6 protein-coding genes are annotated in these 7,164 nt (G+C 68.9%); 3 read left to right on the forward strand and 3 right to left on the reverse strand.

Going from position 1 to position 7,164, the window contains the following annotated elements; genetic code table 11:
- Nucleotides 1-102 precede the first annotated feature (102 nt).
- Nucleotides 103-2,076, forward strand: a complete 1,974-nt coding sequence (locus tag DK254_RS00945) for a choline BCCT transporter BetT (protein ID WP_109931673.1) — start codon at nucleotides 103-105, stop codon at nucleotides 2,074-2,076.
- 41 nt (nucleotides 2,077-2,117) lie between these two features.
- Here DK254_RS00945 and norR read toward each other — a convergent pair whose 3' ends face one another.
- A complete protein-coding gene (norR, locus tag DK254_RS00950; RefSeq protein WP_109931674.1) occupies nucleotides 2,118-3,683 on the reverse strand; it encodes a nitric oxide reductase transcriptional regulator NorR in 1,566 nt (521 codons plus the stop codon).
- Nucleotides 3,684-3,782: 99 nt separating this feature from the next.
- Between norR and DK254_RS34680 the strand changes: the two genes are divergently transcribed.
- Together DK254_RS34680 and DK254_RS00955 are read left to right on the forward strand one after the other, a co-directional pair.
- Nucleotides 3,783-3,905: a hypothetical protein gene (locus DK254_RS34680; protein WP_256595772.1), complete on the forward strand. Its 123-nt coding sequence runs from the start codon at nucleotides 3,783-3,785 to the stop codon at nucleotides 3,903-3,905.
- Complete coding sequence (locus DK254_RS00955) at nucleotides 3,898-6,177, forward strand: nitric-oxide reductase large subunit (protein WP_109931676.1); 2,280 nt, start codon at nucleotides 3,898-3,900, stop codon at nucleotides 6,175-6,177. Before DK254_RS34680 ends, DK254_RS00955 begins: the two co-directional genes overlap by 8 nt.
- A gap of 485 nt (nucleotides 6,178-6,662) precedes the next feature.
- Here DK254_RS00955 and DK254_RS00960 read toward each other — a convergent pair whose 3' ends face one another.
- Both DK254_RS00960 and DK254_RS00965 read right to left on the reverse strand, forming a co-directional pair.
- Nucleotides 6,663-6,872 carry a hypothetical protein gene (locus DK254_RS00960; RefSeq protein WP_371921085.1) on the reverse strand — a complete coding sequence of 70 codons (210 nt, stop codon included), beginning with the start codon at nucleotides 6,870-6,872 and terminating at the stop codon, nucleotides 6,663-6,665.
- 11 nt (nucleotides 6,873-6,883) lie between these two features.
- Nucleotides 6,884-7,164, reverse strand: a 281-nt coding sequence (locus tag DK254_RS00965) for a cbb3-type cytochrome c oxidase subunit I (protein WP_177412015.1), incomplete at its 5' end; no start/stop codon positions are given.

The following is a 7,164-nucleotide window of genomic DNA, read 5'->3' on the forward strand; positions in this document are numbered from 1 at the left end:
GTGCCTCGAATTAGTACGAGATGCCGATGAGCTACCCTTGCAGGCGAACGCAGGTTCAGGGCGCCGCCGGCGCCTTCGCTTCACAAGGAGAAACCGTCCCCGATGTCCGACCCTTCCAAACCAAGGAGCACGCTCAACCCCCCGGTCTTCTACAGCAGCGCACTGCTCATCGTGCTGCTGGTGTTCTACGCGGTGGCCTTCCAGGACCAGGCGCAGGCCCGGTTCGACCGCATCCAGCAATGGATCGTCGGCAACGCCAGCTGGTTCTACATCCTGGCGGTGGCGCTGGTGCTCATCAGCGTGGTGTTCCTGGCCATCAGCCGCTACGGCGACATCAAGCTGGGGCCCGACCACAGCGAGCCCGAGTACCGCAACGGCAGCTGGTTCGCCATGCTGTTCTCCGCCGGCATGGGCATCGGCCTGATGTTCTTCGGCGTCGCCGAGCCGGTCATGCACTTCACCACGCCGCCGGTGGGCGAGGCGGGCACCGTGGCCGCCGCGCGCGAGGCGATGAAGATCACCTTCTTCCACTGGGGCCTGCACGCCTGGGCGATCTACGCCATCGTCGGGCTGATCCTGGCCTACTTCAGCTTCCGCAAGGGCCTGCCGCTGACGCTGCGCTCGGCGCTCTACCCGCTGATCGGCGAACGCATCCACGGCCCCATCGGCCATGCCGTGGACGTGTTCGCCATCCTCGGCACCGTGTTCGGCGTGGCCACTTCCCTGGGCTACGGCGTGCTGCAGATCAACAGCGGCTTCCACCACGTGTTCGGCCTGCCGGTGAACGCCACCGTGCAGGTCATCCTGATCGCCGCCACCTGCGCCCTGGCGACCCTCTCGGTGGCCAGCGGCCTGGACCGCGGCATCCGCATCCTCTCCGAGCTGAACCTGGGCCTGGCGGTGCTGCTGATGCTCTTCGTGCTGCTGCTGGGCCCTACGGTCTTCCTGTTGCAGGCCTACGTGCAGAACACCGGCGCCTACCTCTCGGAGATCGTCAACAAGACCTTCAACCTCTACGCCTACCAGCCCACCGACTGGATCGGCGGCTGGACCTTGCTGTACTGGGGCTGGTGGTTGTCCTGGTCGCCCTTCGTCGGCCTGTTCATCGCGCGCATCTCCCGCGGGCGGACCATCCGCCAGTTCGTCTGCGGCGTGCTCTTCGTGCCGGCCGGCTTTACCCTGCTATGGATGACGGTGTTCGGCGACTCGGCGTTGCACATGATCCTCAACGAAGGGGTGACCGACCTGGCGACGGTGGTCGGCCAGGACAGCTCCCTGGCGCTGTTCGCCTTCCTCGAGCACTTCCCGTTGTCTCGCGTGGTGTCGCTGGTGGCGGTGCTGATGGTGGTGGTGTTCTTCGTCACCTCCGCCGACTCCGGCGCGCTGGTGGTGGACATGCTGGCCTCGTCCGGGCACGACCACTCGCCGCTGTGGCAGCGCATCTTCTGGTCGGTGAGCATCGGCGTGGTGGCGGTGGCGCTGCTGCTGGCCAACGGCCTGAAGGCGCTGCAGACGGCGACCATCGCCAGCGCGCTGCCGTTCGCCATCATCCTCCTGGCGTCGATCTGGGGCCTGTTCAAGGCGCTGCACCTGGACGCCACCCGCCGCGGCCTGCGCCACCAGGCGCTGCCCTCGCCACGCCATGCGCCCCACGCGCAGGGCGGCTGGCAGCGGCGCCTGCGCAACATCGCCATGCGCCCGCGGCGGGCCCACGTGGCGCGCTTCATCACCGAGGTGGTGCGCCCGGCCTGCGAGCAGGTGGCCGGCGAGCTGCGCAAGCAGGGCTACGAGGTGGCGGTGGAGGAGCGCGACGACGGCCGCGTGAGCCTGGCGCTGGACCACGCCGGCGAAGGTCGCTTCCTCTACGAGGTGCGCCCACGGGCCTTCGCCCAGCCCAGCTTCGTGGTGCAGGACAGCGACGAGGGCAACGACGCCCGCAAGTACTTCCGCGCCGAGGTGCACCTGCGCGAGGGCGGCCAGGACTACGACATCATGGGCTGGAGCCGCGAGGATGTGATCGGCGACATCCTCGACCAGTACGAACGCCACCTGCACTACCTGCACCTGGTGCGCTGAAGCCCCCGCTGCGAGCGGCCCCCAGGCCGCTCGCGAGGCGCTCAGCGCAGGTCGAGGCGGCGCGCCAGCTTGCGCAGGTTGCTCGGGTCCATCTTCAGCGCACGGGCGGCGGCGGCCCACTTGCCGTCGTGGCGTTGCAGGGCGCGCCGCAGCAGGTGGCGCTGGAAGTCGTCGACCGCCTCTTGCAACGAATGAGCGTCCTCGGCCGCGGGGGCGCTGGCCGCTCTGGCGTCATCGGCCGCCGGCAGGTCCAGGCCGAGCCCCGCCGCGTCTATGCTCAGCAGCTCGCGGCGGGAGCCGGCCAGGCTCAGGGTCTTGAGCGCCGCGCGGCTGATGAGGTGTTCCAGCTCGCGCACGTTCCCCGGCCAGGCGTAGTCCAGCAGGGCCTGCTCGGCGTCCGGTGCCAGGCGCAGGCAGCGCAGGCCCAGGCGGGTGCGGTTGAGTTCGAGGAAATGCCCGGCCAGCACCAGCACGTCCTGGCCGCGCTCGCGTAGCGGCGGGATGTGCACCGGGTACACCGACAGCCGGTGGTAGAGGTCGGCGCGGAAGCGCCCGCCGCGCACTTCGTCGGCCAGGTGGCGGTTGGTGGCGGCGATGATGCGCACGTCGACGTGCCGGGGCCGGTCCGCCCCCAGGCGCTGGATCTCGCCGCCCTGCAGGGCGCGCAGCAGCTTGGCCTGGATCGACAGCGGCAGCTCGCCGATCTCGTCGAGGAACAGCGTGCCGCCGTTGGCCGCCTCGAAGCGGCCCTGGCGGTCCTGGGCGGCGCCGGAGAAGGCGCCGCGCACGTGGCCGAACAGCTCGCTTTCGGCGAGGGTTTCCGGCAGCGCCGCGCAGTTCACGTACACCAGCGGCTTGCGCGAGCGTGGCGAGCTGGCGTGCAGGGCGCGGGCGAACAGTTCCTTGCCGACGCCGGTCTCGCCCTGCAGCAGCACCGGCAGCTCGGAGTCGGCGACTATCTTCAGCTCGTCCAGCAGCCGGTGCAGCACCGGGCTTTCGCCGAGGATGCCGGCGCCGGGCTCCAGGGCGGGTTCGGCCAGGGCGCTGCGGGTCAGGCGCAGGCGGCGCACTTCGCTTTCCAGGCGGCCGACGCGCACGGCGGCCTCGATCAGCGGCGCGCAGTGCTCCAGGCGCCGGACCAGGACCGGCGAGAAGCTGCCGGGGCGCAGGGCGTCCAGGGTCAGCACGCCCCAGGGGCGGCCCTCCAGGTAGAGGCTCATGCCCATGCAGTCGTGCACCGGCAGGGGCTTGTCGGGGCTGTCCTGGAGCAGGCCGTCGTAAGGGTCGGGCAGCTCGCTGTCGGCGCTGAACTGCAGTGGCTCGCGCCGTTCGAGGATGCGCGCCAGGCGTGGGTGGCTGGCCACGGCGAAGCGCCGGCCGAGCACTTCGCGGTCCAGGCCCACGGCGGCCTGGGGCTGCAGGCTGTCGCCGTCCAGCTGCAGCAGCACCACGGCGCTGCAGGCGAACTCGTCGCGCAGCGCCGCCACCAGCCGTTGCAGGCGCACGGCGATGGGCAGGTCGTCGGCCAGGTCCGCCAGGAGGGTATCCAGCAGCGGGGTATTTTTTACCTTTTCGAGGTCATTAAAACCCTTCCCGGGCGAAGTCATTTTGACTCGTGAATTTCGCAAGTTATTGATCCTGAGCGGTTTATGAGATGGCACAGCGCTTGCGATAGCGCAAGCAGTGCCTGACCAAGGAGCCATCCCATGCACGTCCCGCTCAGCAACATCCCAGGCCATCGCGCCTACGTCAAATTCTCCGGCGCCCAGCGCTGCCCGGTCCGTCCCGCCACCTGCCCGGTCGCCGGCGAGGAGAGCCACCATGGGTGAATACCGCAAGCTCTGGTGGGCGCTGATCGCCGTACTCGGCGTCACCTTCTGCATCCTCGGCTGGTTCGGCCGCGAGGTCTACCGCCAGGCCCCGCCGATTCCCGAGCAGGTGCGCAGCGAGACCGGCGAGACGCTGTTCGGCGGCAACGACATCCTCGACGGCCAGACCGCCTGGCAGAGCGTGGGCGGCATGCAGCTCGGCTCCATCTGGGGCCACGGCGCCTACCAGGCCCCGGACTGGACCGCGGACTGGCTGCACCGCGAGCTGAGCGCCTGGCTCGACATCGGCGCCCACCAGCAGTACGGCAAGGCCTTCGCTGAACTGGACGGCGACCAGCAGGCCGTGCTGCTCGCGCACCTGAAGCGCGAGTACCGCGGCAACCGCGCCGAGAATGGCGTGCTGACCCTGAGCGCCCGCCGCGTCGAGGCCATCCGCCACACCGCCGACTACTACATCGCGCTGTTCGGCGACGACCCGGCGCTGCAGCACAGCCGCAAGAGCTTCGCCATGAAGGAGGGCACCCTGCCGGACCTCGAACGGCGCCAGGAGCTGACGCACTTCTTCTTCTGGACCGCCTGGGCCGCCGCCACCGAGCGCCCCGGCTCGGCGGCCACCTACACCAACAACTGGCCCCACGAGCCGCTGATCGGCAACCAGCCGACCGCCGAGAACGTCATGTGGTCCATCGTCAGCGTGGTGCTGCTGATCGCCGGCGTCGGCTTCCTGGTCTGGGCCTGGGCCTTCCTGCGCGGGCATGACGAGGAAGAGCCCGAGCCGCCGCTGCAGGACCCGCTCAGCCTGGTGGCGCTCACCCCGTCGCAGCGGGCGCTGGGCAAGTACCTGCTGCTGGTGGTCGGGTTGTTCGGCTTCCAGGTGCTGTTGGGCGGCGCCACCGCGCACTACACGGTGGAAGGGCAGGACTTCTACGGCATCCCGCTGTCGCAGTGGTTCCCCTATTCGCTGCTGCGCACCTGGCACATCCAGAGCGCGCTGTTCTGGATCGCCACGGGCTTCCTCGCCGCGGGGCTGTTCCTGGCGCCAATCATCAACGGCGGCAAGGACCCGAAATACCAGAAGCTCGGCGTCGACGTGCTGTTCTGGGCGCTGGTCGTGGTGGTGGCCGGCTCGTTCATCGGCAACTACCTGGCCATCGCCCAGCTGATGCCGCCGCAGTGGAACTTCTGGCTGGGCCACCAGGGCTACGAGTACGTCGACCTGGGGCGCCTGTGGCAGATCGGCAAGTTCCTCGGCATCGCCTTCTGGCTGCTGCTGATGCTGCGCGGCATCCTGCCGGCCTTCGGCAAGCCGGGTGACAAGAACCTGCTGGCGCTGCTGTCGGCCTCGGTGATCGCCATCGGCCTGTTCTACGGCGCGGGCCTGGCCTACGGCGAGCGCACCAACCTGTCGGTGATGGAGTACTGGCGCTGGTGGGTGGTGCACCTGTGGGTGGAGGGCTTCTTCGAGGTCTTCGCCACCACCGCGCTGGCCTTCATCTTCTCCAACATGGGCCTGGTGTCCGGCCGCGCCGCCACCACCGCCAGCCTGGCCTCGGCCTCGCTGTTCATGCTCGGCGGCGTGCCCGGCACCTTCCACCACCTGTACTTCGCCGGCACCACCACGCCGGTGATGGCGGTGGGCGCCACCTTCAGCGCCCTGGAAGTGGTGCCGCTGGTGGTGCTGGGCTACGAGGCCTGGGAGAACTGGCGCCTGAAGAACCGCGCGGCCTGGATGCAGCGGGTGAAATGGCCGCTGGCCTGCTTCGTCGCCGTGGCCTTCTGGAACATGCTCGGCGCCGGCGTCTTCGGCTTCATGATCAACCCGCCGGTGGCGCTGTACTACATCCAGGGCCTGAATACCACGCCGACCCACGCCCACGCCGCGCTGTTCGGTGTCTACGGCTTCCTCGCCCTGGGCTTCACCCTGCTGGTGCTGCGCTACATCCGCCCGCAGCTGCACTTCAACGAACGGCTGATGAAGACCGCCTTCTGGTGCCTCAACGGCGGCCTGGTGCTGATGCTCGCCACCAGCCTGCTGCCCATCGGCATCATCCAGTTCCACGCCAGCGCCAGCGTCGGCCTCTGGTACGCCCGCAGCGAGGAGTTCATGCAGCAACCGCTGCTGCAGACCCTGCGCTGGGTACGCACCTTCGGCGACCTGGTGTTCATCGTCGGGGCCCTGTCGATGGCCTGGCAGGTGGTGACCGGCGTGCTTTCACCCCGTGGCAGGACCGTGGATATCTACGCGGAAGGAGGTGTGCAGGAACAGGTCTGACGATTCGATAGGAACAAGCGTTGGTAACGCACGCGGCCTGCCAGGGAGGTGGGGCGCGTGCGTTTTTGCATGTGTCCGTCGGCCCTGCAAAGGCTGGCCTCAGAAGCCCTCGGCTGCGCGCCCCGCCCTGAAGGGAGAGGGGGCTAGTCCGTGCCGAGAGAGGATTTAATATCAGCCGGCAATTCTGGAGCTGCCGGCTGACTCTGGAAAACCCAATCGCTCCGAACGGTCCCCTCTCCCTTCAGGGAGAGGGTTAGGGAGAGGGGCTCTTGTTCGCTAGCAAGCTCGCGCAGGATCGTAGGGCGGATAACCGTTCGCGGTTATCCGCCGTCTGACCTTGCCCGAATCCCCCTCGGAGATGAACTGGAAAACGCCAACGCATCATGCGCCATGAAAAAAAGGGCCCACCTCACGGAACAACGAGGTGGGCCCCGGAAAGTGCCAGACAGGCACAAGGGAGGGATCCGTCCCTGGATCGGGGTAAATCAGGCCCGCAGGCGGCACTCGCGGCGCGGGTCGAACAGCCGTTCGCAGTGCTGGCCGGTGGCGGCGCTCATTCGTGCGGCGGCCTCGGGGTCGTCGGCGAAGGGCAGCAGCGCCGCCTGTTGCAGGTCGTGGCGGCTGGCGCGGCGCAGGTGCAGGTAGAGGGCGATGGCCAGCGCCAGCAGCGTGGCCAGGGCGAGCAGCAGTTGCATGGCGGGGCTTCTCAGGCGGCGCTGGCGATGGGCATGCGGTCGATGCGCTGGCCGGCGCGCACGGTCAGCCAGGTGTTGCCGGCCATGAGGAACATGCCGCTGGCGAACAGGGCGCCGCCGAACAGGCGCACCATGTAGCCGGGGTGGCTGGCCTGCAGGGCTTCGACGAAGGAGTAGGTGAGGGTGCCGTCGGCGTTCACCGCGCGCCACATCAGGCCCTGGGTGATGCCGTTGACCCACATCGAGGCGATGTAGAGCACGGTGCCGATGGTGGCGAGCCAGAAGTGCGCGT

The organism is Pseudomonas sp. RW407 (genome assembly GCF_003176655.1).
GTDB classification, from domain to species: Bacteria; Pseudomonadota; Gammaproteobacteria; order Pseudomonadales; family Pseudomonadaceae; genus Pseudomonas; species Pseudomonas delhiensis.

Coding starts and splice junctions, on each gene's coding strand:
- DK254_RS00960 (WP_371921085.1), bottom strand. CDS start 6,872: ATGCAACTGCTGCTCGCCCTGGCCACGCTGCTGGCGCTGGCCATCGCC.
- DK254_RS00945 (WP_109931673.1), top strand. CDS start 103: ATGTCCGACCCTTCCAAACCAAGGAGCACGCTCAACCCCCCGGTCTTC.
- DK254_RS34680 (WP_256595772.1), top strand. CDS start 3,783: ATGCACGTCCCGCTCAGCAACATCCCAGGCCATCGCGCCTACGTCAAA.
- norR (WP_109931674.1), bottom strand. CDS start 3,683: ATGACTTCGCCCGGGAAGGGTTTTAATGACCTCGAAAAGGTAAAAAAT.
- DK254_RS00955 (WP_109931676.1), top strand. CDS start 3,898: ATGGGTGAATACCGCAAGCTCTGGTGGGCGCTGATCGCCGTACTCGGC.